We start from the raw sequence: 22,799 nt of genomic DNA on the forward strand, positions 1-22,799 counted from the left end.
TCCCACAGGAACTCCACATTCCCCCGAGACCAGTGGGATCCCTGTGGGAGCGGGTTCACCCGCGAAAGGGCCGGAACAGACACTACAAGGAGTTCAGGCTTGCCCCTCAAGCTGTCCATCAATCAGGCCCGCCGCCTGGCCCTTTCTGCCCAAGGTTTCGGCAAGCAGCCGGAATCGGCGCCGTCCCTGCCAGCACTCAAGCGCATGCTGCAACGCCTGGGCGTGTTGCAGATCGATTCGGTCAACGCCCTGGTCCGCTCCCACTACCTGCCGCTGTTCTCCCGGCTGGGCAACTACTCGCCTGCCACCCTCGACCAGCTCGCCTGGGGCAGTGGCCGCCAGCGCCTGTTGTTCGAGTACTGGGGCCATGAAGCCTCATTGCTGCCGCTGAGCCTGTACCCACTGCTGCGCTGGCGCATGGCCCATGCCGCCGATGGCCGTGGCATCTATCGCCAGCTCGCGCAGTTTGGCCGTGAACGCCAGGATGTGATCGCCCGGGTACTGGCAGCGGTCCGCGAACAGGGCGCCCTTGGCGCGGGCAGCCTGTCCACCCGCGAGGAGCGGGCTGGCCCCTGGTGGGACTGGAGCGAGGAAAAGCACGCACTGGAGTGGCTGTTCGCCGCAGGGGAGGTGACGGTCGCTGGCCGGCGCGGCTTCGAGCGGCTCTACGATGTACCGGAAAAGGTCCTGCCGAGGTCGATCCTCGACCAGCCACTGCCCAGCGAGACCGAGGCGCATCAGGGCTTGATGCTGCACGCCGCCACCGCCCTGGGCGTAGCCACCGAGCGCGACCTGCGCGACTACTTCCGCCTGGACCCGGGGCAGGGCAAAGCGGCACTGGCCGAACTGGTGGCTGATGGCCGCCTGCAAGCGGTCGAGGTGCAGGGTTGGAAGCAGCTTGCCTACTGCGCCGGCGTGCCGCGTATCCCCCGGCGCATCCAAGCCAGCGCGTTGTTGTCGCCGTTCGATTCACTGGTCTGGGAACGCAACCGTACCGAGCGCTTGTTCGACTTCCGCTACCGCCTGGAAATCTACACCCCGGCGCACAAGCGGGTGTACGGCTACTACGTGCTGCCGTTCCTGTACCGCGAACGCATCGCCGCGCGCGTGGACCTGCGCGCCGAGCGCGCCCAGGAGCAACTGGCAGTGCACGCCGTGCATGTCGAGGAAGCCGGCCTTGACGAAGAGGGTTACCAGGCCTTGGCCGGCAACCTGCTGCGCCTGGCCAGCTGGCTGGGGCTGGAGAAGGTGCAACTGAACTGCCCGCGTACCGAGGGCAGCCAGTTGCGCCAGGCGTTGCTCAGCGCCGCACTTGCTTGAGGGTTTCGGCAATCAGGAACGCCAGCTCCAGGGATTGGTCGGCATTCATCCGCGGGTCGCAGTGGGTGTGATAGCGGTCGGACAGCGCATCCTCGGTGATCGGCCGGGCGCCGCCGATGCATTCGGTGACGTTCTGCCCGGTCATCTCGATGTGGATGCCGCCGGCATGGCTGCCCTCGGCCTGGTGCACCTGGAAGAACTGCTTCACCTCATCCAGGATCTGCGCAAAGTCGCGGGTCTTGTAGCCACTGCTGGCCTTGATGGTATTGCCATGCATCGGGTCGGAGCTCCACAGCACCTTGCGCCCTTCGCGCTCGACCGTGCGGATCAGCCCCGGCAGGTGGTCGCCGACCTTGCCGGCCCCCATGCGCACGATCAGGTTCAGGCGCCCGGGGTCGTTGGCCGGGTTCAGCGTGTCGATCAGGCGGATCAGTTCTTCGGGGTTCATGCTCGGGCCAACCTTGACCCCGATCGGGTTGTGCACGCCGCGCAGGAACTCCACATGGGCACCGTCCAGCTGGCGGGTGCGGTCGCCGATCCACAGCATGTGCGCCGAGCAGTCGTAGTAGTCGCCGGTCAGGCTGTCCTGGCGCACGAAGGCTTCTTCATAGTTCAGCAGCAGTGCTTCGTGGGCGGTGAAGAAGCTGGTTTCGCGCAGCTGCGGCGCGCTGTCCAGGCCGCAGGCGCGCATGAATGCCAGGGTTTCGTCGATGCGGTTGGCCAGCTGGTGGTACTTGTCGGCCAGCGCCGAGTTGGCGATGAAGTCCAGGTTCCACTTGTGCACCTGGTGCAGGTCGGCAAACCCGCCCTGGGCGAAGGCGCGCAGCAGGTTGAGGCTGGCAGTGGCCTGGTGGTAGGCCTGCAGCAGGCGCTCCGGGTCGGGGATGCGGCTTTTTGCGTCGAAGCCGATGCCGTTGACGATGTCGCCACGGTAGGCGGGCAGGGTGATGTCGCCGATGGTTTCATCGCCCGATGAGCGCGGTTTGGCGAACTGCCCGGCCATGCGCCCGACCTTGACCACCGGGCAGCCGGCGGCGAAGGTCATGACGATGGCCATTTGCAGCAGCACTTTGAAGGTGTCGCGGATTTTCGCCGCCGAGAACTCGGCGAAGCTCTCGGCGCAGTCGCCACCCTGCAGCAGGAAGGCGCGGCCTTCGGTGACCTCGGCGAACTGCCGGCGCAGCTCGCGCGCCTCGCCCGCGAACACCAGCGGCGGGTAGCTGGCCAGGGTCTGTTCGACCTTCAGCAGGTGCGCGGCATCGGGGTAGGTCGGTTGCTGCTGGATCGGCAGGGCGCGCCAGCTGTCGGGGCTCCACGGTTGGTTCATCTCGGGCTCGGTCTTGTCGGTTGTAGGCTTTGGGCCATGGTAACAGTTGGCGCTGCGCTTGTTGCATCGAGGGTGTTGACGGACAATGCGCGTTTTTGCGCGGGTGGGTGGTGAGCATGGCGGCAGAACGGGAAGAGCGGCTACTGGCACGGGTGGAGGACGCCTTTGGCGTCATCAGCGTGTATGAAGTCGACGACTACCGCTTTCTGGAATTCGGCGATGCGATCGAGCAGAGCTGCGTGTTCACGGCCGACCCCAGCTGGCTGGAGTACGACTATACCCGCGCCATGCTGGTGGGGGCGCTGTGCCACGAGCAGCCGGAGAGCGCGCTGTTTCTCGGCCTGGGTGCCGGCACGCTGACCCAGGCCTGCATGAAATTCCTGCCGCTGGACGACATCGAGGCCATCGAACTGCGCCCGGACGTACCGCGCCTGGCCATGGAGTACCTGGGCCTTGACGACGACCCGCGGCTGTATGTACGCATCGGCGATGCCCTGGAGCTGTTGCCCACGGCGGAGAAGGCCGACCTGCTGTTCGTCGACCTTTACACCGACCATGGGCCGGGGGTGGGCCACCTGGCGTGGAACTTCCTGGAGAACTGCCAGCAGCAGCTGAACCCGGGTGGTTGGCTGGTGATCAACCAGTGGGCCACCGACGACGGCAAGCCGCTGGGCGCGGCGTTGCTGCGCGGGTTGTACCACCGGCATTACTGGGAGCTGCCGGTGAAGGAGGGCAATGTGATCCTGCTGGTGCCGGCGGACCTGGAGCAGACGCTGGACCTGGATGCTCTGAAAGCCCGGGCCGAGGCGCTGGCGCCGCGCCTGGGGTACAGCCTCGAGGGGCTGATCCGCGAGATTCGGCCGGCTACCTGAGTTGGCTTCTTCGCGGGCGTGCCCGCGAATCAGGCGACGCGGTATCGCAGACAGGAATCGTTTCAGCCGCACATTGCTGATGGCCCGACACTGGCCAGGCACCCTGAAAATATTCCTCACGTCTGCGCACGATTTCGGGTATAGTACGCGCCGGTCTTTTAGCGGACCGCAAAATCAGGTGGTGCAAACCCTCCGAGTCCAGCTTCGGCTGCACGTCCGCTAGGCGGACTTTCCCACGTTTTCTTTTTCAATCGTTTTCGCAAATCCCCGCCGCCAAAGCTGCCTGGGTGACCTGTCGGTCTTTCATGGCTTGTGCAGCTTTGGAGCATGGGTCTTTGCGGATGCACCTAGAGGCAGACCCATGACCCAGGAAACCGGCGGCTTCGCCGCTCTCGATCTCAATCCGAATATTGTTGCTGCCGTTCTGGCGACCGGCTACGAAGAGCCGTCCGCCATTCAGCAACAATCGATCCCGATCATCCTCGCCGGTCACGACATGATCGGCCAGGCGCAGACTGGCACCGGCAAGACCGCTGCCTTCGCCCTGCCGATCCTCAACAAGATCGATGTGAGCAAGCGCGAACCGCAAGCCCTGATCCTGGCGCCAACCCGTGAGTTGGCGCTGCAAGTTGCTACCGCTTTCGAAACCTACGCCAAGCAGATGCCGGGCGTGAACGTGGTCGCCGTCTACGGTGGTGCCCCGATGGGCCCACAGCTGCGTGCGATCCGCAACGGCGCGCAAATCGTCGTGGCCACCCCGGGCCGTCTGTGCGACCACCTGCGTCGTGACGAAAAAGTCCTGTCGACCGTGCAGTACCTGGTACTGGACGAAGCCGACGAGATGCTCAAGCTGGGCTTCATGGACGACCTCGAAGTGATCTTCGATGCCATCCCGGCCAGCCGCCAGACCGTGCTGTTCTCCGCCACCCTACCGTCGTCGATCCGTTCGATCGCCGAACGCCACCTGCGCGAGCCCAAGCACGTCAAGATCCAGAGCAAGACCCAGACCGTTACCGCGATCGAGCAGGCCCACCTGATGGTCCACGCCGACCAGAAGATCCCGGCTGTGCTGCGTCTGCTGGAAGTGGAAGAGTTCGACGCGCTGATCGCCTTCGTGCGTACCAAGCAAGCCACCCTGGACCTGGCCTCCGCGCTGGAAGCCAAGGGCTACAAGGCTGCCGCGCTGAACGGCGACATCGCCCAGAACCAGCGTGAGCGCGTGATCGACTCGCTCAAGGATGGCCGCCTGGACATCGTTGTCGCTACCGACGTCGCTGCCCGTGGCCTGGACGTACCGCGCATCACTCACGTGTTCAACGTCGACATGCCGTACGACCCGGAGTCCTACGTACACCGTATCGGCCGTACCGGCCGTGCTGGTCGCGATGGCCGTGCACTGCTGCTGGTCACCCCGCGTGAGCGCCGCATGCTGCAGGTGATCGAGCGCGTAACCGGGCAGAAAGTTGCCGAAGCCCGCCTGCCGAATGCCCAGGCCGTGCTGGACGCCCGCATCAAGAAGCTGACCACGAGCCTGGCGCCGCTGGTTGCCGAAGCGGAAGCCACCCACGGCGAGCTGTTCGACCGCCTGACCGCCGACCTGGGTTGCAGCGCGCGTGCCCTGGCTGCTGCCCTGCTGCGCAAGGCCACCAATGGCCAGGCGCTGGACCTGGCTGCGGTAGAGCGTGAGCAGCCGCTGGTGCCGAGCTTCGCCCCGCGTGGTGAGCGTACCGAACGTGGTGAGCGTGGCGAGCGTCCGGAGCGTGGTGACCGCGAGCGCCGTGCGCCGATGCCGCTGGCCGAAGGCCGTGTGCGTTGCCGTACTGCCCTGGGTGCTCGTGACGGCATCGCTGCCAAGAACCTGCTGGGTGCGATCCTCAACGAAGGTGGCCTGGCTCGTGACGCCATCGGCCGCATCCAGGTGCGCGACAGCTTCAGCCTGGTCGAGCTGCCGGAAGATGGCCTGGAGAAGCTGCTGTCCAAGCTCAAGGACACCCGCGTGGCTGGCAAGCAGCTGAAGCTGCGTCGCTACCGCGAGGATTGATCCTGGCGCAATGAAAAATCCCCGGCTTTGGCTGGGGATTTTTTTTGCCTGTGCCATTTTGGGGCTGCTTTGCAGCCCATCGCGACACAAGGCCGCTCCTACAAGGGATCGCGTACCCCATGGTGACGCGTAACCTCTGTAGGAGCGGCCTTGTGTCGCGAAAGGGGCGCAAAGCGCCCCCGGCTATCTTCAGTCGAACCGATAAATGTCCATCCCCAACGCCCCCAAGGTAAACCCTTGGTGCACCACCCCGAACTTGCCCCCAGCTCCCAGGGCAAAGAACAGCGGCAGGAAATGCTCATCACTGGGATGGTTACGCACCGCAAACGGCGCCTGCTGCCGATAACCCAGCAGCGCTTCCTGATCATCCGCCCGCAGCTTTTCCACCACCCAATCCCTGAACGCCAGTGCCCACGGCTCGATCACATCCGGCCCGGCATGCCAGTCCAATTCGCCCAGGTTGTGGGTAATGCTGCCCGAGCCGATCAGCAGCACGCCCTGGCCGCGCAAACCCGCCAACGCCTGGCCTACCTTGACCTGCAGCGCCGGCCCCATGTGGCTGGGCAGTGAAACCTGCACCACCGGAATATTCGCATCCGGGTACATCAGCGACAGCGGTACCCAGGCGCCGTGGTCGAACGGCCGCTGCGCGTCCAGCCGGGCAGGCAGCCCGGCAGCCTGCAGCAGTTCACTGACCTGGCCGGCAAGGGTGGGGTCGCTCGGCGCCGGGTACTGCACCGCATACAGCGCCGGTGGGAAACCGTAGAAGTCATGCCAGGTCTCTGGTCGTGCGCTGCCGGTAACCAGCAGTTCGCGGCTTTCCCAGTGCGCCGACACCACCACGATCGCTTTCGGCCGGGGCAGGGCGTTGGCCAGCCCGGCCAGCGCCGGCCCGCTGGCGCCGGGTTGCAGGGCCAGCATGGGGGAACCATGGGAAATGAACAGGCTGGGCAGCATGGCAGGGTCCTGACGGTTAAGATGCACTCATCTTCGATCAACTACAGATCGAAATCCAAACCAACTTTTACCGACAAACCATCTAAAAATCGGGAGTGATCATGGAGCCAGCGTTCTGGCAGCAACGGTGGGCCGACAACCAGATCGGCTTTCACCAGGCGCAGGTGAACCCCTATCTGCAGAAGTATTGGCCAACGCTTGGCCTGGCGCCGGGCAGCCGCGTGCTGGTGCCGTTGTGCGGCAAGAGCCTGGACCTGGCCTGGCTGGCCGGGCAGGGGTACCGCGTGTTGGGCGTAGAGCTGTCGCGGCGGGCGGTGGAGGCTTTCTTTGGCGAGCATGGGCTTGAAGCCGAGGTGCAACAGCGCGGGGCTTTCGAGGTTTGGCGCAGTGGTGACGTTGAGCTCTGGTGTGGGGATTTCTTTGCGTTGCAGGCAGAGGATATCGGCGACTGCGCGGGGCTGTATGACCGGGCGGCGCTGATTGCCTTGCCGCCGCAGATGCGTGTGGCTTACATGCAGTTATTGTCGGGCTTGCTGCCGGCGGGTTGCCAGGGGGTGGTGGTGACTCTGGATTATGACCAGGCTTTGCTGGGCGGGCCGCCGTTTTCGGTGGGGGATGAGGAGCTGCGGCAAGGGTTTGCCGGGTGGCAGGTGGATGAGCTGGAGGCTGTGGAGGTGATTGAGGAAAGCCCGAAGTTCTTGCAGGCCGGGGTATCGAGTTTGTTGGAGCGGGTGTACCGGGTTAGCCGATGACAGGTGTGTAGCCTGCACCGGCCCTTTCGCGGGTGAACCCGCTCCCACAGGTACTGCACAATCCTCAAGGTGAGTGGTGAACCTGTGGGAGCGGGTTTACCCGCGAAGAGGCCGGCACAGGTGTACAAAAAAGGGCGACCGAAGTCGCCCTTTTGTTTTACCGGTTGGATCAACCGCGACGGCGCAGGGCCTCGATACGGTCTTCCAGCGGCGGGTGGCTCATCAGCAGCCCGGCCAGGCCGTGCTTCAGGCCACCATTGATGCCGAAGGCCTTCATGGTGTCGGGCATGTGCACCGGCAGGCCTTGCTCCACGCGCAGGCGCTGCAGGGCACCGATCATCGCCGCGGTACCGGCCAGCTGAGCACCGGCTTCGTCGGCGCGGTATTCGCGGCGGCGCGAGAACCACATCACGATCATGCTGGCCAGAATGCCCAGGATCAGCTCGGCAATGATGGTCGCCACGTAGTAGGCAATGCCCTGGCCTTCTTCGTTCTTGAAGATCACCTTGTCGACGAAGTTGCCGATGATGCGTGCGAAGAACATCACGAAGGTGTTCACCACGCCTTGCACCAGCGCCAGGGTGACCATGTCGCCGTTGGCCACGTGGCCGATCTCGTGGGCCAGCACTGCGCGCACTTCATCGGGCGAGAAACGCTCCAGCAGGCCCTGGGACACGGCTACCAGTGCGTCGTTGCGGTTCCAGCCAGTGGCGAAGGCGTTGGCCTCGTACGCCGGGAAGATACCCACCTCGGGCATCTTGATGCCCGCTTCACGGGACAGCTCTTCGACCGTTTGCAGCAGCCACTGTTCGTGGCGGGTGCGCGGCTGGCTGATGATCTGGGTGCCGGTGGTCATCTTCGCCATCCACTTGGAGATGAACAGCGAGACGAGGGAGCCGGCAAAGCCGAACACGGCGCAGAACACCAGCAGGCTGCTGAGGTTCAGGTCGACCCCGTTGGCGGCCATGAACCCGTTGAAACCGAACAGGCTCAGGGTAATGCTTGCAACCAGCACCACCGCGAGGTTGGTGGCTACAAACAACAGAATGCGCATCATGGTTGTTACGTTCTCCTGACGGATGAGTTGTCGCTTACTGCGGGGTATATAAGGGGCCTGCCGTGCCGATTCAATCGGGCGACTATTTCAAACTGTGTACGGCGGAGTATGGCAGAGGATGGTGCGGGGGCTGTGGGATAGAGCGTTGCAGGATGTAAGAAACATCCTGTGGGGTTTTGGGGTTGCTTTGCAGCCCATCGCGACACAAGGCCGCTCCTACAACTGATCGCGTAACCCTGTAGGAGCGGCCTTGTGTCGCGAAAGGGGCGCAAAGCGCCCCCAGGGCCTTCACTTACTGCGAATAACCCTTCAGGAAATTCCCGATCCGGCCAATCGCCGCCTCCAGGTCATCCACCCGCGGCAAGGTGACCACGCGGAAATGGTCCGGCCACGGCCAGTTGAACGCCGTACCCTGAACGATCAGCAGCTTCTCCGACAGCAGCAGGTCGAGCACGAACTTCTCGTCGTTGTGAATCGGGCAAACCTTCGGGTCGATCTTCGGGAATGCATACAGCGCACCCATCGGCTTCACGCAGCTCACGCCCGGGATGTCGTTCAGCAGTTCGTAGGTGCGGTTGCGCTGCTCCAGCAGGCGGCCCGGTGGCAGCACCAGGTCGTTGATGCTCTGGTAGCCGCCCAGCGCGGTCTGAATGGCATGCTGGGCCGGCACGTTGGCGCACAGGCGCATGTTGGCCAGCATGTCGATGCCTTCGATGTAGCTTTGCGCGTGGTGCTTGGGCCCGGAGATGATCAGCCAGCCGGAACGGAAGCCCGCCACCCGGTACGACTTGGACAGGCCGTTGAAGGTCAGGCACAGCAGGTCGGGGGCCAGCGAGGCGGTGCTGATGTGCACGGCTTCGTCGTACAGGATCTTGTCGTAGATCTCGTCGGAGAACACCACCAGGTTGTGCTGGCGGGCCAGTTCCAGCATGCCCAGCAGCAGCTCTTTGGAGTACACCGCGCCGGTCGGGTTGTTCGGGTTGATGATCACCAGGGCCTTGGTGTTCGGGGTGATCTTGGCCTTGATGTCCTCAAGGTCGGGGAACCAGTCGGCCTGCTCGTCGCACAGGTAGTGCACCGGCTTGCCGCCGGCCAGGCTCACGGCGGCGGTCCACAGCGGGTAGTCGGGGGCCGGGATCAGCACTTCGTCGCCGTTGTTGAGCAGCGCCTGCATCGACATCACGATCAGCTCGGACACACCGTTACCCAGGTAGATGTCCTCGATGCCGACGCCTTCGATCTGCTTCTGCTGGCAGTACTGCATAACCGCCTTGCGCGCGCTGAACAGGCCCTTGGAGTCGCTGTAGCCCTGCGCGGTGGGCAGGTTGCGGATCACATCCTGGAGGATTTCGTCAGGCGCCTCGAAGCCAAAGGGCGCCGGGTTGCCGATGTTCAGCTTGAGGATGCGGTGGCCTTCCTCTTCCAGGCGCTTGGCGTGCTTGAGCACTGGGCCGCGAATGTCGTAGCAGACATTGGCGAGCTTGTTCGATTTGCTGAACTGCATGATGGGATCCCGATTGAGAAAACGCGCTACGCCCCGCCGAAAGGTTTGAAAGGGCAGGAAGCGGGTGCCAGACTGAACGCCTGGCACACGAAGCCAACTAATATACGTGCCACCCGCGCCCCGGAAAAGACGGTGCGCAGTGAAATTCAGCCTGCCGAGGTCCCTACATGCAAAAGATCGAGAAAACCCTGGATCAATGGCGGTCGATGCTTGACCCCGAGCAGTACCAGGTGTGCCGCCTCAAGGGCACCGAACGGCCGTTCAGCGGCAAGTACAACAGCGAGCGCCGCGACGGCATCTACCATTGCATCTGCTGCGGCCTGGCACTGTTCGATGCGCAGACCAAGTTCGATTCCGGCTGCGGCTGGCCGAGCTTCTACGCCCCCATCGAGGAGAGCGCGATGATCGAGATCCGCGACACCTCCCACGGCATGATCCGCACCGAAGTCACCTGTGCCCGCTGCGATGCGCACCTGGGCCACGTGTTCCCCGATGGCCCGCCACCGACCGGCCTGCGCTACTGCATCAACTCGGTGTGCATCGACCTGCGCCCGCGCGACTGACCGGAGCCCGACCATGGCTGGATCGATACTGGACATCCCCTGCGTGACCCTGGGCGGCGAGCACAAGAAGCTCGGCGACTTCCCCGGCAAGGCGTTGCTGGTGGTCAATACCGCCAGCCAGTGCGGTTTTACCCCGCAGTACAAGGGCCTGGAGCAACTGTGGCAGGCCTATCGCGCACGCGGCCTGGTGGTGCTGGGCTTCCCCTGCAACCAGTTCGGCAAGCAGGAGCCGGGCGATGCGCGGGAAATTGCCCAGTTCTGCGAGCGCAATTTCGGCGTGAGCTTCCCGCTGTTTCGCAAGGTCGAGGTCAACGGCCCCGGCAGCCACCCGCTGTTCGTCGAACTCAAGCAGCGCGCCCCGGGCATTCTGGGCAGCCAGAAGATCAAGTGGAATTTCACCAAGTTCCTGGTCGACCCGGCCTCTGGCCAGGTAACGCGCTACGCCCCCACCACCAAGCCGCAGGCCCTGGAAGCGGACATCGAGCGCCTGCTCAGCCGTTGACCGGCACCCAGTGGTCGACCAGCGCCAGCAGCTCTTCACGGCGGAACGGCTTGGCCAGGTAGTCGTTCATGCCCGCTGCCCGGCAGCGCTCGCGCTCCTCGGGCATGGCGTTGGCGGTCAGGGCAACGATCGGCAGGTCGGGCCAGCGGCCGCTCTGGCGGATGCGCCGGCTGGCCTCGTAGCCGTCCATCACCGGCATGTTGCAGTCCATCAGTACCAGGTCGAACTCGTCCTGTTCCAGTAGCTCCAGGGCCTCGGCGCCCTGGGTGGCCAGCTGTACCTGGCAACCGAGCTTGGCCAGCATGCCCTTGGCCACCAGCTGGTTCACCGGGTTGTCCTCCACCAGCAGGATGCGCGCGCGGCCTTGTTCCAGGGTGATGGCCGGGGTGGCCAGCGGGTGTTCGGGCTCGTGGCCCTGCAAGGTGCGGCGCAAGGTCTGGTACAGGGCATTGCGCGCCAGCGGCCGGGCCAGCTGGTGCAGGGGGGCGAGGGTGACCGACTGTTCGCTGGGCAGGAAGTTGCCGTAGGCGGTCACCAGCAGGATCGGTGTCTTCAATGCCGGGCGCAGTTCGAACAGCTGGTCCAGGCTGTCGGTGATCAGCAGGTCGATGGCCGTGGCGTCCAGCCCCGCGCTGCTGTCATGGTGCTGATAGGCAAGGCCCCAGGCGGGCAAAAGGTCCTGCAACAGTTCATCGAGCCCGCTGCCGGCCGCGCTCAGCGCCGCCACGCGCCCGTGCAACGGTGCCGGCGGGATGGCCTCGGTGTGCACCGCCAGTGGCAGCTCGGCGGTGAAGCGGCTGCCGAAGCCCGGGTCGGACTTGATATGCAGGTGGCCCTGCATGGCCTTGCACAGGTTGCGTGTCAGCGCCAGGCCCAGGCCGGTGCCGCCGTACTGGCGGGTGATGCCGGCGCCGGCCTGGGTGAATGGCTGAAAGATCCGCGCTTGGGCTTCTTCGGGAATGCCGATGCCGGTGTCGCGCACTTCCAGGCGCACACCGCCGACGATGGTCGACAGGCGTACATCCACGCGGCCGAAGCGGGTGAACTTGAGGGCGTTGGACAGCAGGTTGCTGACGATCTGCCGTACCCGCGTGGGGTCGCCAAGCACGCTGCTGGGGAAGTCGCGGGCAATCAGGCAGGTCAGCTCCACGCTTTGCGCGGTGTTCTGCGACAGCAGGTTGGCAGTGTCCTCGACCATCGAGCCCATGTCGAACGGAATGCGCTCCAGCTCCAGCTGGCCGGCATCGAACTTGGACAGGTCGAGAATATCGTTGAGCAACTCGACCAGCACCTTGCCCGAGTCATGGGCTATCGCCAGCTGCTGGCGTTGCTCGCTGGGCAGCGGGCTGTCCAGGGCAAGGGCGATCATGCCGAGCATGCCGTTGAGCGGGGTACGGATTTCGTGGCTCATGTTGGCGAGGAAGGCGGCGCGCGCCTGGGCCATGTCCAGCGCCCGGCGGCGGGCTTCTTCCAGCTCCTGGTTGGACAGGCTCAGGCTGCTGTTGCTGGCCTTCAGCTCGTTGGTGCGTGCCGAGACGATATCTTCCAGCTCGTTGAGGTACTGGGTCAGGCGGTTTTCTGCGGTGCGCCGCTGCTCGATCTCGGTGGCCATGCTGACGAATTGCTGGTTGGCGACCTTCACCAGTACGCCGATCTCGTCGTGTTCGTGGCCGTGCGGGCAGGCCACGCGGGTTTGCCGGGGCTTGCGCGGGTCGCTGCCGCTGAGCGCGCCGATCACCGTCACCAGCGGCTTGGTCAGCATCATGTAGAACAGCGCCAGGAGGATGCCGGTCAGCACCAGGCTGCGGGCGAAACCGTTGAGCAGGGTGATGCCGGCGCGGTCGAGAAAGCGGCTGCCGAAGGCGTAGGTGTCCACCTCCAGGTACAGGGTGCCGAGGTATTCCTCGGGCATGTGGGTCAGGTACAGGCGTTCCTTGAACTGGCGCTGGTCGCCGAACAGGAAGTCGCTGAGCGGCCGGTAGCGGTCCTGCAGGCGCGGCCGTTCGACGTCGGCCAGCACTGTTTCGTTGTTGTCGATCAGCCGCGCACGGATGATCGCCGGCGATTGCAGCAGGCCGCGGGTCAGCTCCAGGGCCAGTTCCGAGTCGATGTTGTAGGCGATGCGCGAAGCCGGGTTGTGGCTGATTTGCAGCAAGGCGCGCACTTCACGGTTGATGGACGCGTCTTCGCTGGCATAATCGATGCCGATCTGGATGAGACTGAGCAATGTTCCCAGGATGAAGCCGACCAGGACTGTCAACCGGGCTTGCTTGTATGACAGGCGATTGGTGAACTTGATATCCATGTGTCCCGAGCCGGTTTCACGTCCCTTGCGCTGCGCAAGCATAGCCGAATAGCCCCGGCTGCTGGTGGGTCTGTCACACATTCAGCCTTGATTGTTCTACTGGCTGTGCCGGCCTCTTCGCGGCTAAAGCCGCTCCCACAGGTACATCACAGGTCTCAAGGGCGGTGATAAACCTGTGGGAGCGGCTTTAGCCGCGAAGAGGCCGGCACAGCAGCCCCGAATCTGAATTTGCAGGAGCCCTGATGGACGCTCGCTTGATTGCTTTCCTGGACCGCGCCGAATCGGTACTGGCCCGCCTCGAACCCCTGCTGCCGGCCCAGCGCCCGAACATCGACTGGGCCGCCACCCTGGCCGCGCGCTGGCAGCGCGATGGCCGCAGCGGCTACCTGCTGCCGCTGGAAGTCAGCCTGGACATCCGCCTCAGCGACCTGATCGGCGTCGACCTGCAGCGTGACCAGCTGGGCCGCAACACCCATCAGTTCATCAACGGCATGCCGGCCAACCATGCACTGCTGTGGGGCTCGCGCGGCACCGGCAAGTCGTCGCTGGTACGTGCCTTGCTGGCCGAGCACGCCGGTGCCGGCCTGCGCCTGATCGAAATCGAACGCGACCACCTGGCCGACCTGCCGCGTGTAGTCGAGCAGCTGCAGAAGCTGCCGCAGCGCTTCATCCTGTTCTGCGACGACCTGTCGTTCGAAGCCGGGGAGGGCGACTACCGGGTGCTCAAGAGCGTGCTCGACGGCTCGCTAGAGCAGGCCCCCGACAACGTGCTGCTGTACGCTACCTCCAACCGCCGCCACCTGGTGCCGGAGAAGGAGAGCGACAACGAGAACTGGAGGCGCGTGGACGGCGAGCTGCACCCCAGCGAAGCGGTGGAAGACAAGATTGCCCTGTCCGACCGTTTTGGCCTGTGGCTGTCGTTCTACCCCTTCACCCAGGAACACTTCCTGAACGTGGTCGAGCACTGGATCGGCCAGCTCGCGCAAACTGCCGGCCTGGCCTGGCAGCGCAGCGAAGAACTCGACATCCTCGCCGTGCGCTGGGCCACCGGCCGCGGTAACCGTAATGGCCGTTGTGCCTATCAGTTCGCCCGCTACTGGGTCGGGCTGCAATTGCTGGAGCAAAAGTAAATGATCGACCTCAATGCCAGTGGCGCCGGCCTCGACGGCTACAACCTGCTGGCGGCGCAAGTGCAGGCGCTGTTTGCCGACGAGCGTGACTTCATCGCCAATGCCGCGCAGTTTTCGGCGTTCCTCTATAACCAGGTGGACGACCTGAACTGGGCGGGGTTCTACCTCAACCGCAACGAAGAACTGGTGCTGGGCCCGTTCCAGGGCCAGGTGGCGTGCGTGCGCATCCCGTTCAGCAAGGGCGTGTGCGGGGCGGCAGCGGCCACCCGGCAGACCCAGCGGGTAGAGGACGTGCATGGGTTCCCGGGGCACATTGCCTGCGACAGCGCGTCCAACAGCGAGCTGGTGATCCCGCTGGTGAAGGAGGGCAGGTTGATTGGTGTGCTGGACCTGGACAGCCCGAAGCTTGGGCGCTTCAGTGAGGCGGATCAGGTGGGGTTGGAGCGGTTGGCGGCGATTTTTCTGGAACTGACCGACTGCTGATGGTCGTTGCCTGTACCGGCCTCTTCGCGGCTAAAGCCGCTCCCACAAGGATGGCATCAAGCCTGAGGGCGATGCGGTCCCTGTGGGAGCGGCTTTAGCCGCGAAGAGGCCAGTACAGGTTAAAGCATCAGTCGTACATCACCTTCTTCTTCCAGGTCTCTTCCTCATCGGTCTTGAGCCCCTGGGTCAGTTCATTCTGCTCGTCCTCCGCCGGGGCCATGCGGTCCAGCACCTGGGCGTTGGCCCGGGCCAGCAGCTTCTCCAGGTACGTCAGCTGCTCTTCATACACCTTCGGTTCCGGCTGCTTGCGCAGGTACTGCACGCCGCGCTCGAAGGCCAGGCGCGCCTGGCCTGGCTGGTTCTGCTGCAGGGCCTGCTGGCCGAGGTTGTTGAAGAACTCGATATGCAGCAGCACCAGGATATGGCGGATTTCCTTGATCCATTGCTTGGCCTCGGGCGTGGGCAGGAAGCCCTCCTGGGCGGCGCGGGTCACCTGGTTGTGCAACGCCTCCAGCAGGAAGCGGACATCTTTGGCCTTGATCTCGGTCTGGATCGGGTTGGGCGGGTTGTTCACCGGAATTTGCCCGCCCTGGGCAATCAGCCTCTCCAGTTCGGCGATGCGCGCCTTGATTTCGGCATTGTGCTTGTCCATCGCCAGTTGACGCTGGTTGAGGTTGAGCTCCAGGCGGGTCAGCAGCAACTTCAGCGCCGGGGTCATGAACTGGCCGGGGAAGGTCTCGGTGATTTCGCCACAGCGGCGCAGGCGGTCGGCCAGCTCGACCTTCATCCGGGCGCGCTCGAGCTTGCCGTTCTCGACCACATTGTTTAGGTAGCCGATCACGATCAGCAACGCGATACCCGCCACGATGAGCAGGGTGATCAGAAGTGGTGTCACCGTTAATGCCTCATTGAAGAAGAATTACAGCTTTGAGTGTAGTGAGTTTGCCGGGGGGCGAATAGCGGCTATATGCCTGTACCGGCCTTTTCGCGGCTAAAGCCGCTCCCACAGGTACGGCACTGCCTTCAAGCTGCGCACGGTCCCTGTGGGAGCGGCTTTAGCCGCGAAAGGGCCGGCACAGGATTGCCTCTCCCTATATCGGCAACCCCTCCCGCATCTGCACCCCAACTCACCCGGAAGTCATTGATTTAAATAAATTTCTACAAAGGGGTTGACGCCTGTCCGAACCATCCATAGAATGCGCGCCACTTGCAGCGTAAAGCACACAGCGAAACGCGGCAGGGAGTGAAAGCAGGCAGTAATGCCAGCAGCGTGTCCCCTTCGTCTAGTGGCCTAGGACACCGCCCTTTCACGGCGGTAACAGGGGTTCGAGTCCCCTAGGGGACGCCAATTTGCGGGAATAGCTCAGTTGGTAGAGCACGACCTTGCCAAGGTCGGGGTCGCGAGTTCGAGTCTCGTTTCCCGCTCCAGTTTCTCCGGCAGCGCCTAATGGCGGGGCAGGAAAAGAAAATCCAGGCTGAATCGTGAGGTTCAAACCTGGTGCACTGAAAAGTGTCGTGTGTCCCCTTCGTCTAGTGGCCTAGGACACCGCCCTTTCACGGCGGTAACAGGGGTTCGAGTCCCCTAGGGGACGCCATTTGCGGGAATAGCTCAGTTGGTAGAGCACGACCTTGCCAAGGTCGGGGTCGCGAGTTCGAGTCTCGTTTCCCGCTCCAGTTCAATACTGTGGCGTCTATGCGGTGCAGTGGTGGTGAAGGTCTTCAAGGCGCTTCACGCCGATAGCGGTAAAGCTTCACAATGCGGGAATAGCTCAGTTGGTAGAGCACGACCTTGCCAAGGTCGGGGTCGCGAGTTCGAGTCTCGTTTCCCGCTCCAATTCAAAAAAACCACTCCATATGGAGTGGTTTTTTTTTTGGTCATTTCACCAGTTGAACCGGCAATGGAAGAGAGGTAATCCAACTCTGCTTGTTGTCGACACTGAGGAACGCCAGTATCTCCAGATCCGACGGTGTGACGAATACCCTCAGCGCATCAGCAGTTACCGTCCCGATCGTCATGTCGCCATCAGCCGACGGTACCGGTGTTGCCTCTGCGACCACGACCGGGTCCTTGCTGCCATCGTTGCGTACGCCTGTAATGTAAAGCCTGACGAACTGGCCGGTATCCTTGAGCACCCAGCGCTCCAGGGTAAAGGTCACAGGGCCCATTTTGCTCAGGCTCAACGGCTCGCTGCCGATCTGTTCAGATTGTGGGGCTCCAATGTCCGGGGCTTCCACCTTGAGAAGGTGCGGGTCTGAGGGGTGATTCTTGCCACGCCGCGTGACTTCGAAATACAGCTCCAGCTTGCTGCCCATCCGCGCCGCAATGTTCGCTCTGGGGATAGCACACTCCATCTCGCCGGGGGCAATGCTCACGACTGCGCTGAAGGCACCGTGTTCGCCCGGATGCGCAAAGTACATTGTCACGATGTCGTCGGGTTCGAAGCTGCTGCCCGATTTGATGACCGCTGTGCCACCGTTCGTGGCCCGTGCTGGTTTCAACGTGCTGCTACTGCCGGTGCTGCCTGTTTCCTTCAGGTAAGGGGGAGCGAACCTTGTTGGCAGTGGGGTGGCGTTGCACTGCAGATCTATCGGCAGCGCGCGTTGCAGAGGGGTGCCGGCGCGGTCCTGCACCGTGTAATGCGCATAGCGAATGCCGTCACCCAGCTTGCGGATGAGCTCGCCGGGGAAATTGATTTGCAACGGCTTGCTTGTGTCGTCAAGGGTCAGGGTCCAGCTGTCTACCAGGTCCTGGCCGCCGACTGTTTTGCTCCAGTACCAGGTCAGGACATCACCGGGGCGAACGTTCTTGTAGGCCGGAACCATGGCGGGCAGGGCGTCGCCATTGGTCTGAAGGTAGGCATCGGTCACCCCATTGGCAATGACTGCCGGGTCGAACAGCAGGGCGCTATCCTTGGCGAGTTCGGGCGGGGTTGTGAATATGTAGATATCCAATGGCCGGGAGACTGAAACATTGCTGTTATACAGCTCCACCTCGTAGCGCAGTGTATGCTTCCCATCAGTGCTCATGTAGCGTTCCGGCACTATGATGAAAAGATCCGTTTCGGCTACCGTAGCGGTCCAGGTCTTGCTGTCGACTGGCTGATCATTCCAGAACAGCGTTAGTGTTTCGGGGCCATCCGGGCTCGGGTCGGAGTTTTCCCACATCTCGAACGCCACGCGCAGGGGCTTTTGCGTAGCGCTGTAGCGCAACAGGTTGCTCTCGCCGCCCTCGATATCGTCCAGTAGGTCTTCAATCAGGACAGGAGCAAGCTTGTCCGACTGGGCCGTCGGTCGAAGCAAGCGGGTAAACAACCAACGAAGGTGAGCTACGAAAGACATGGTGACGCCTCCGGAATGAAAAACTCATCGCATGAATGACGGGCCCAGCAGTGGATCAAGGATGCTGCCGGGCACTATTCACGGCTACCAGTTGTAACGTACGCCCAGGCTGGCCCCCCACGGCTGTTCCAGGCGTTCGCCGTTGGCATAGTCGAACTCCGCATGCACTTGCCACTGCTCGGCCCAGGCCGCTACCACACCGGCACCCAGCTCTGCACGAGAACCGCCCAGGTCGTTATCCAGGCTGTTGCCGTTGACTTTCACGCGGTTGTTGTTGACGAACTCATGGGCCCCGGCAACCCGCACATAAGGCTGGAGCATGCGGCTCTGGCCGAAGTCGAAGGTGCGCCCGGCGGTAGCCCCCAGCTTGCCTTGCAGCGAGCGGGTGTCGTCACCGCTGGCTTGCAAGCCATTGGCCAGGTGGTACGACTGCCCCTCGATTGCCATGGCCGCCAGCTGGGCATAAGGCTCGATGAAATAGCCATGGTCCAGCTTGATGTGCCGGCCGGCCTCCAGCGAAACGCCGATGCCGTGGTTGCTGTAATCGCCTTTGGTCTTGCTGCCGTCGCTCAGTTGCACATCGGCGCGGTTCTGGTAGCGGTTGAGCTTGGCAACCCCGTCGAAGTAGTAGCCGCTTTGTGGGTCGAGCCAGGTGGTGTAGGCACCGATGTGGTAGCTGTCGACCGAGCCCGAACTGCCGCCCTGCAGGTTGAGGTCGGAATTGCTGTAACCTGCCGTTACCCCGGCCAGCCAGTTGCCGTCGCCGATTGGCAAGCGGCCATCGGCACCGAACGACAGCCCTTGTTGCTGTTGCTTGTAACCGAAGCCGGAGGTAGAGGCGTTGTACTGGTTGCCATAGCTGCGCATCCAGGCGCCCGCAGCACCATCGTTGCGGCGCACTTCACCCATGCGGCTGCGCAAGGTGGTGAGCTCGCCATACCACACCGTGGGAGCGGTATTGGCCAGTGCCAGGATGGTCTGGGTGCCGTTGCTGAGCGAACGCATCGAGGTATCCAGGTACCAGTCATTGCCGCGTTGTGCCAGGCCGTAGGCGAAGGTACCGAGGTCAACCGGCCCGCCCTCCAGGGTGAAGCTGGCATCGCTGCCTGCGGCGGTCTCCACCAGGCGCAGTTCGCTATCGGCCAGTGGATCCTTGCCGGTGCTGGTAACCCGGATCTGGTGGTTGCCGGTGGCATTACCGGTTATTTTCAGCAGGTCGCCCCGGCCGTCCGCGAAATCGACATTCATGTTGAAGCGGCCACTGCCTTCCACTGTGGCCACCTCCAGTGTAAGGAATTCGCCGTTGTCGCCAAATTCCACCGCGCCGCCGTCCATCACCAGGTCCTTGAGCTGGGCATCACCGGTCATTGTCCACCGGCCGCCGCTGTTCAATGCCAGGCGATCGAGGTTTTCAAGGCGGCCTTTGAGGGTGGCCTGGTTGGCCAGGGTCAGGTTGCCGCTGCCGCCTTCGGCAATGATGATATTGCCTTCCAGGGCGCTGGCACTGACCAGGATGTCCGCGGTGCCGACGGCACCCACTTCAACCAGGGTGCCGTTGCCGGCCTTGAGGGTGGAGCCGTTCAGTACCTCGATCCTGGCGCTGGCTGGTGCGCTGCCTACAGTGCCGACGGCTATCGCTGACCCGTTCTGGCCTTCTACGTGGCTGGCATCCAATACCACCGTGCCTGTCCTGGCAGCTTGGCCGCTGTCGCCACGCAAGCGAATGCCATTCTGGCCACCGACAATGCGGCTGCCGGCGCTGGCCTGCAGCTCGCCGTCGAACAGCTGGGCCCCCACGCCGGTGGTGTCGGTGCCCAGCAGCTGGCTGGCGGACAGCGTCACCAGGCTGTTGTTGATGACTGCCCCGGCGTTGCCGCCGCTGATCACGCTGTCGTGTGCATCCAGCCGTGTGCCTGCCCCGAGGCCCAGCCCCTGGACTGCCGATGACACGTGGCTGCCGCTGAGGGTGGCACTGCTGCCGTCGCGCAGCCTTATCCCGGTTGCATTGCCGGTGGCGTTCACGGTGCTGGTGTCGAGTACCAGCCTGGAGCCTTCCCGTACCTCGATGTTGAGGGCGTTGGCGCCGTTGGCGGTGAGAGTGGCACCGTCGAGCACCGTGTAGTTGTCTGGTGGCGTGCTGTTATCGATCGTGGTGTCTTTGTCGATGATGGTTTGCGCCCAGCTCTCCGGGCTCAATAACAGAAGAGGGCCCAAAGAGGCGGCGCGCAGTGCGTGGCGCAAAGGAAAAGGGCGGAGTGCTGACATACGAGTACCTGTGGCTTATCCGGTTCAAGTTTGGTCGGCAGGTATCGGAAGCTGACCAATGGCGGCAAAGTCTAGGGATTTCTCAACATATTTCTGTAGGAAAAGTCCTCAAGTTGCCGTCGTTGGTTTTGTGTGTGATGGGCTGCGGGTATGCCGACAGCCCATGCTTGGCTGGCTGCTCAGGGGATTGCGCAGGTTCCTGAACCGGTACCCAGGCTGACGACGGCTTCGACGGTTTTCGCTGTGACAACTTCGCCGTTGAATTCCAGGCTGTAATTGACGCGGCCACGGCCGTCCTGTCCGAGGCCGGTGGGGTCATAGATCGGCAGAATGTGGGTTGCGTAAGGTTTGACCTCCCATTCAAAACCTTTTTCTGCCTGGGCCTTGGTGATGGTGACGGTCTCGGTCTTCCGGGCTGCGGGAATTTCGGTTTCGCCACTGCGGCCACCCATGGCGGTCCACACCATGGTTACATCCCCGCCGTTAGGCAGATACTTATTCAGGGGTTTGACGGAGACCTTGAAGGCGGGTTCGCCGGCGGGGTTTGCCGAGTCCTCCCACAGCGAGTTGCAATTGAGCCAGCCTTTGCTGTTCGTCCGCAGGAATTCTGCGGCATCGGGAACGATGGTCACGGCGTCGGCAGCGACCGATGCATTCGTTGATTTTTGTTCGTTTCCCGCGCCCACCGGCTTGCGGATGGTGTAATGCACCGGCAGCGTGGTGTTGTTCCCCGCCCTCAGGATGTAGGCCCAGGGGATCGTCCGTTCGATTGGTGGGGTATCACCTGTGGCGACGGTGTAGGCAGCTTCGGTTACCAGGATGCCGTCCCAGTAGAAGTCCATCAGGTCGCCATCCTCGGCATCGGCATGGAGTGAGAACGTCAGCTTGGCATCCTGCTCCGCGTCATCGCGCGTCAGTACGTTTGCCGTATCAGATATCGCACCCCGCACCTCGGGCGCTGGCAACTCTGTATTGACCGGGTCTGGCCAGTTGGGGTCCGGGTCCGGGCGCCCGGGGCCAGCGACCGAGAAGTCGACATCCACGTCGTCACTTTCCGGCCCGTAGGCTATCTGGTGGCGCAGGATCCGATAGCTGACCGAGGTGTTTACAACATCGTCGGCGGCACCATAGGCGGCGCGCAAATGGCTTGGAGGTATGGCGATGGAAAGCGGGAGCTCACGGGAGCCAATCTGTTCGGCGAATGCTGTGGATGTTCCCCAGGTCACTTCGACAAAATCAGTAGGCCGAGCATTGTCGAAACGGGGTATCTCGACGGCGATACCCGACTGCGCATCCGCCAGGTCGAGGAGGCCGTCTGCCGCCAGGGGTACTACCGGTTTCTTCAAGTTTTCGGGCAATGCGCCCAAGTTGACATCTACGGCAACAAGTTTGGAAATCTGGCTGCGGTTGGTAGCTTTGTCCAACAGGATGTAGACGATGTAGAAGTGGCCATCTCCGAACTTTTCAATTTCTTCCTTTTGGATGAGTAAAATTCTATCAGTGGGTACCAACCCGCTCGCCACCGGTGCCGGTACCTCGGGTTCGACGGGAGGGGTGTCTGAAAAATAAAGCGCATAGACATCTTTCTTGTCTTGGCCTTCATAGGGTGGAAGCGTAACTTTCAATCCGTCAGGGTTGGCGGTGAAGAATGCATCGGTAATCAAGTTGGTCGCGAGTATCGCCTGATCCGGCATTTCTCGGTCCCACGGGGGGGTTTTGTCAAAGATCAGTTCGATCGCAGCCGAAAAGAGGGTGTTCTCATTATATTTTTCAATGCGGTACCTGAGTTGGCGCCTGCCGTCAGCCGGATAGTCATCCCGAGGAACGTTTACTGTCATAGGGAATTTTTGGTTTTTATCGCACTGGTGGCTGGGGCCGACATCCAGGAAAGCCCCCACGCTGTCATCATCCGCGACCTTGGCCATTTGTAGCTGTAGTTCGTCGTAATCCCCTGGCTCGGTAGGCAGGGCGTCCCACTGCTGGATGATGACCTCAAGATCGGCGTCGAGAACATCCTTGTTCAACGTGCCGTCCTCGGTGTCAATGATACCCACCACCTCCGGATCGGCTGGCGCCAGATGCCTTTGTGCAGCCAGCCTGGCAACACGCTGTTGTTGATAGTCACGACGTACCTTAGCTGCAAGCAGACGTGTCGAGTCGTTACTCATGTGGATTGCTCCCATTCGACGGAGAATAACGGTTGCGGGCATGCCACACTTTTGGAGTGACATGCCCTTTGGGGTGGTGGAATGAGGCTAGCGCTGAAGGAGAACTTCGGATACTGGTAAAAATGCTAGGTGGGAGATGAGCGGGACGGAAGATTAAAAAAATCCCACTCTGCCAGTGCACGGATAGGTTTCGTTATCTCGTGTTTCTGGCTGA

General features: G+C 62.8%; 16 protein-coding genes, 5 tRNA genes and 1 pseudogene. 13 read left to right on the forward strand and 9 right to left on the reverse strand.

Going from position 1 to position 22,799, the window contains the following annotated elements; genetic code table 11:
• The first annotated feature begins 99 nt into the window (after window positions 1–99).
• Window positions 100–1,320 (forward strand): winged helix-turn-helix domain-containing protein, encoded by a 1,221-nt coding sequence (locus tag ABNP31_RS07060; RefSeq protein ID WP_350013132.1) that lies wholly within the window; start codon window positions 100–102, stop codon window positions 1,318–1,320.
• Here the strand turns inward: ABNP31_RS07060 and ABNP31_RS07065 are convergent.
• A complete protein-coding gene (locus tag ABNP31_RS07065; RefSeq protein ID WP_003247094.1) occupies window positions 1,301–2,647 on the reverse strand; it encodes a class II 3-deoxy-7-phosphoheptulonate synthase in 1,347 nt (448 codons plus the stop codon). The two genes, ABNP31_RS07060 and ABNP31_RS07065, sit on opposite strands and share 20 nt — an antisense overlap.
• Before the next feature lie 116 nt (window positions 2,648–2,763).
• On the opposite strand from ABNP31_RS07065, the gene ABNP31_RS07070 reads away from it, so the two are divergent.
• Both ABNP31_RS07070 and ABNP31_RS07075 read left to right on the forward strand, forming a co-directional pair.
• On the forward strand, window positions 2,764–3,519 hold the full coding sequence (locus ABNP31_RS07070) for a spermidine synthase (RefSeq protein ID WP_085664900.1): 756 nt from the start codon (window positions 2,764–2,766) through the stop codon (window positions 3,517–3,519).
• A gap of 327 nt (window positions 3,520–3,846) precedes the next feature.
• A pseudogene (locus ABNP31_RS07075) lies at window positions 3,847–5,560 on the forward strand (DEAD/DEAH box helicase).
• Between the two features lie 189 nt (window positions 5,561–5,749).
• On the opposite strand, the gene ABNP31_RS07080 reads toward ABNP31_RS07075, so the two are convergent.
• Complete coding sequence (locus ABNP31_RS07080) at window positions 5,750–6,517, reverse strand: DODA-type extradiol aromatic ring-opening family dioxygenase (RefSeq protein ID WP_085664902.1); 768 nt, start codon at window positions 6,515–6,517, stop codon at window positions 5,750–5,752.
• 101 nt (window positions 6,518–6,618) lie between these two features.
• On the opposite strand from ABNP31_RS07080, the gene ABNP31_RS07085 reads away from it, so the two are divergent.
• Complete coding sequence (locus ABNP31_RS07085) at window positions 6,619–7,269, forward strand: thiopurine S-methyltransferase (RefSeq protein WP_350013133.1); 651 nt, start codon at window positions 6,619–6,621, stop codon at window positions 7,267–7,269.
• Window positions 7,270–7,438: 169 nt separating this feature from the next.
• Here the strand turns inward: ABNP31_RS07085 and htpX are convergent, their stop codons facing one another.
• Together htpX and ABNP31_RS07095 are read right to left on the reverse strand one after the other, a co-directional pair.
• Window positions 7,439–8,326, reverse strand: a complete 888-nt coding sequence (gene htpX, locus ABNP31_RS07090) for a protease HtpX (protein ID WP_238067422.1) — start codon at window positions 8,324–8,326, stop codon at window positions 7,439–7,441.
• Between the two features lie 292 nt (window positions 8,327–8,618).
• A complete protein-coding gene (locus tag ABNP31_RS07095) occupies window positions 8,619–9,830 on the reverse strand; it encodes a pyridoxal phosphate-dependent aminotransferase (RefSeq protein WP_013971543.1) in 1,212 nt (403 codons plus the stop codon).
• Window positions 9,831–9,997: 167 nt separating this feature from the next.
• Between ABNP31_RS07095 and msrB the strand changes: the two genes are divergently transcribed.
• A complete protein-coding gene (gene msrB, locus ABNP31_RS07100) occupies window positions 9,998–10,393 on the forward strand; it encodes a peptide-methionine (R)-S-oxide reductase MsrB (protein ID WP_085664904.1) in 396 nt (131 codons plus the stop codon).
• 13 nt (window positions 10,394–10,406) lie between these two features.
• Window positions 10,407–10,895 (forward strand): glutathione peroxidase, encoded by a 489-nt coding sequence (locus ABNP31_RS07105; RefSeq protein WP_015269382.1) that lies wholly within the window; start codon window positions 10,407–10,409, stop codon window positions 10,893–10,895.
• Here ABNP31_RS07105 and ABNP31_RS07110 read toward each other — a convergent pair.
• Window positions 10,885–13,242 carry a hybrid sensor histidine kinase/response regulator gene (locus ABNP31_RS07110; protein ID WP_085664905.1) on the reverse strand — a complete coding sequence of 786 codons (2,358 nt, stop codon included), beginning with the start codon at window positions 13,240–13,242 and terminating at the stop codon, window positions 10,885–10,887. The two genes, ABNP31_RS07105 and ABNP31_RS07110, sit on opposite strands and share 11 nt — an antisense overlap.
• 200 nt (window positions 13,243–13,442) lie before the next feature.
• Here ABNP31_RS07110 and ABNP31_RS07115 point away from each other — a divergent pair, with 200 nt between their 5' ends.
• Together ABNP31_RS07115 and ABNP31_RS07120 are read left to right on the forward strand one after the other, a co-directional pair.
• Window positions 13,443–14,330: an ATP-binding protein gene (locus tag ABNP31_RS07115; protein ID WP_085664906.1), complete on the forward strand. Its 888-nt coding sequence runs from the start codon at window positions 13,443–13,445 to the stop codon at window positions 14,328–14,330.
• Complete coding sequence (locus ABNP31_RS07120) at window positions 14,331–14,813, forward strand: GAF domain-containing protein (protein WP_350013134.1); 483 nt, start codon at window positions 14,331–14,333, stop codon at window positions 14,811–14,813. It abuts the gene before it with no gap.
• Between the two features lie 127 nt (window positions 14,814–14,940).
• Here the strand turns inward: ABNP31_RS07120 and ABNP31_RS07125 are convergent, their stop codons facing one another.
• A complete protein-coding gene (locus ABNP31_RS07125) occupies window positions 14,941–15,708 on the reverse strand; it encodes a hypothetical protein (protein ID WP_085664907.1) in 768 nt (255 codons plus the stop codon).
• Window positions 15,709–16,085: 377 nt separating this feature from the next.
• Between ABNP31_RS07125 and ABNP31_RS07130 the strand changes: the two genes are divergently transcribed.
• From ABNP31_RS07130 to ABNP31_RS07150, 5 genes are all read left to right on the forward strand, one after another.
• Window positions 16,086–16,161 (forward strand) — tRNA-Glu (locus ABNP31_RS07130).
• Between the two features lie 4 nt (window positions 16,162–16,165).
• Window positions 16,166–16,241 (forward strand) — tRNA-Gly (locus ABNP31_RS07135).
• A gap of 91 nt (window positions 16,242–16,332) precedes the next feature.
• Window positions 16,333–16,408, forward strand: a tRNA-Glu gene (locus tag ABNP31_RS07140).
• A gap of 3 nt (window positions 16,409–16,411) precedes the next feature.
• Window positions 16,412–16,487 (forward strand) — tRNA-Gly (locus ABNP31_RS07145).
• A gap of 84 nt (window positions 16,488–16,571) precedes the next feature.
• Window positions 16,572–16,647, forward strand: a tRNA-Gly gene (locus tag ABNP31_RS07150).
• A gap of 41 nt (window positions 16,648–16,688) precedes the next feature.
• Here ABNP31_RS07150 and ABNP31_RS07155 read toward each other — a convergent pair.
• From ABNP31_RS07155 to ABNP31_RS07165, 3 genes are all read right to left on the reverse strand, one after another.
• Entirely contained in the window at window positions 16,689–18,152 is a 1,464-nt protein-coding gene (locus tag ABNP31_RS07155; protein WP_085664908.1) for a hypothetical protein, read from the reverse strand.
• Window positions 18,153–18,236: 84 nt separating this feature from the next.
• Window positions 18,237–20,417: an autotransporter outer membrane beta-barrel domain-containing protein gene (locus tag ABNP31_RS07160; RefSeq protein ID WP_350013135.1), complete on the reverse strand. Its 2,181-nt coding sequence runs from the start codon at window positions 20,415–20,417 to the stop codon at window positions 18,237–18,239.
• 179 nt (window positions 20,418–20,596) lie between these two features.
• The gene (locus ABNP31_RS07165; protein ID WP_350013136.1) at window positions 20,597–22,585 is read right to left on the reverse strand and encodes a hypothetical protein; all 1,989 of its coding nucleotides are present in this window, start codon (window positions 22,583–22,585) and stop codon (window positions 20,597–20,599) included.
• Window positions 22,586–22,799: the final 214 nt, after the last annotated feature.

This window comes from Pseudomonas asiatica (assembly GCF_040214835.1).
Classification (GTDB): Bacteria; Pseudomonadota; Gammaproteobacteria; order Pseudomonadales; family Pseudomonadaceae; genus Aquipseudomonas; species Aquipseudomonas putida_Z.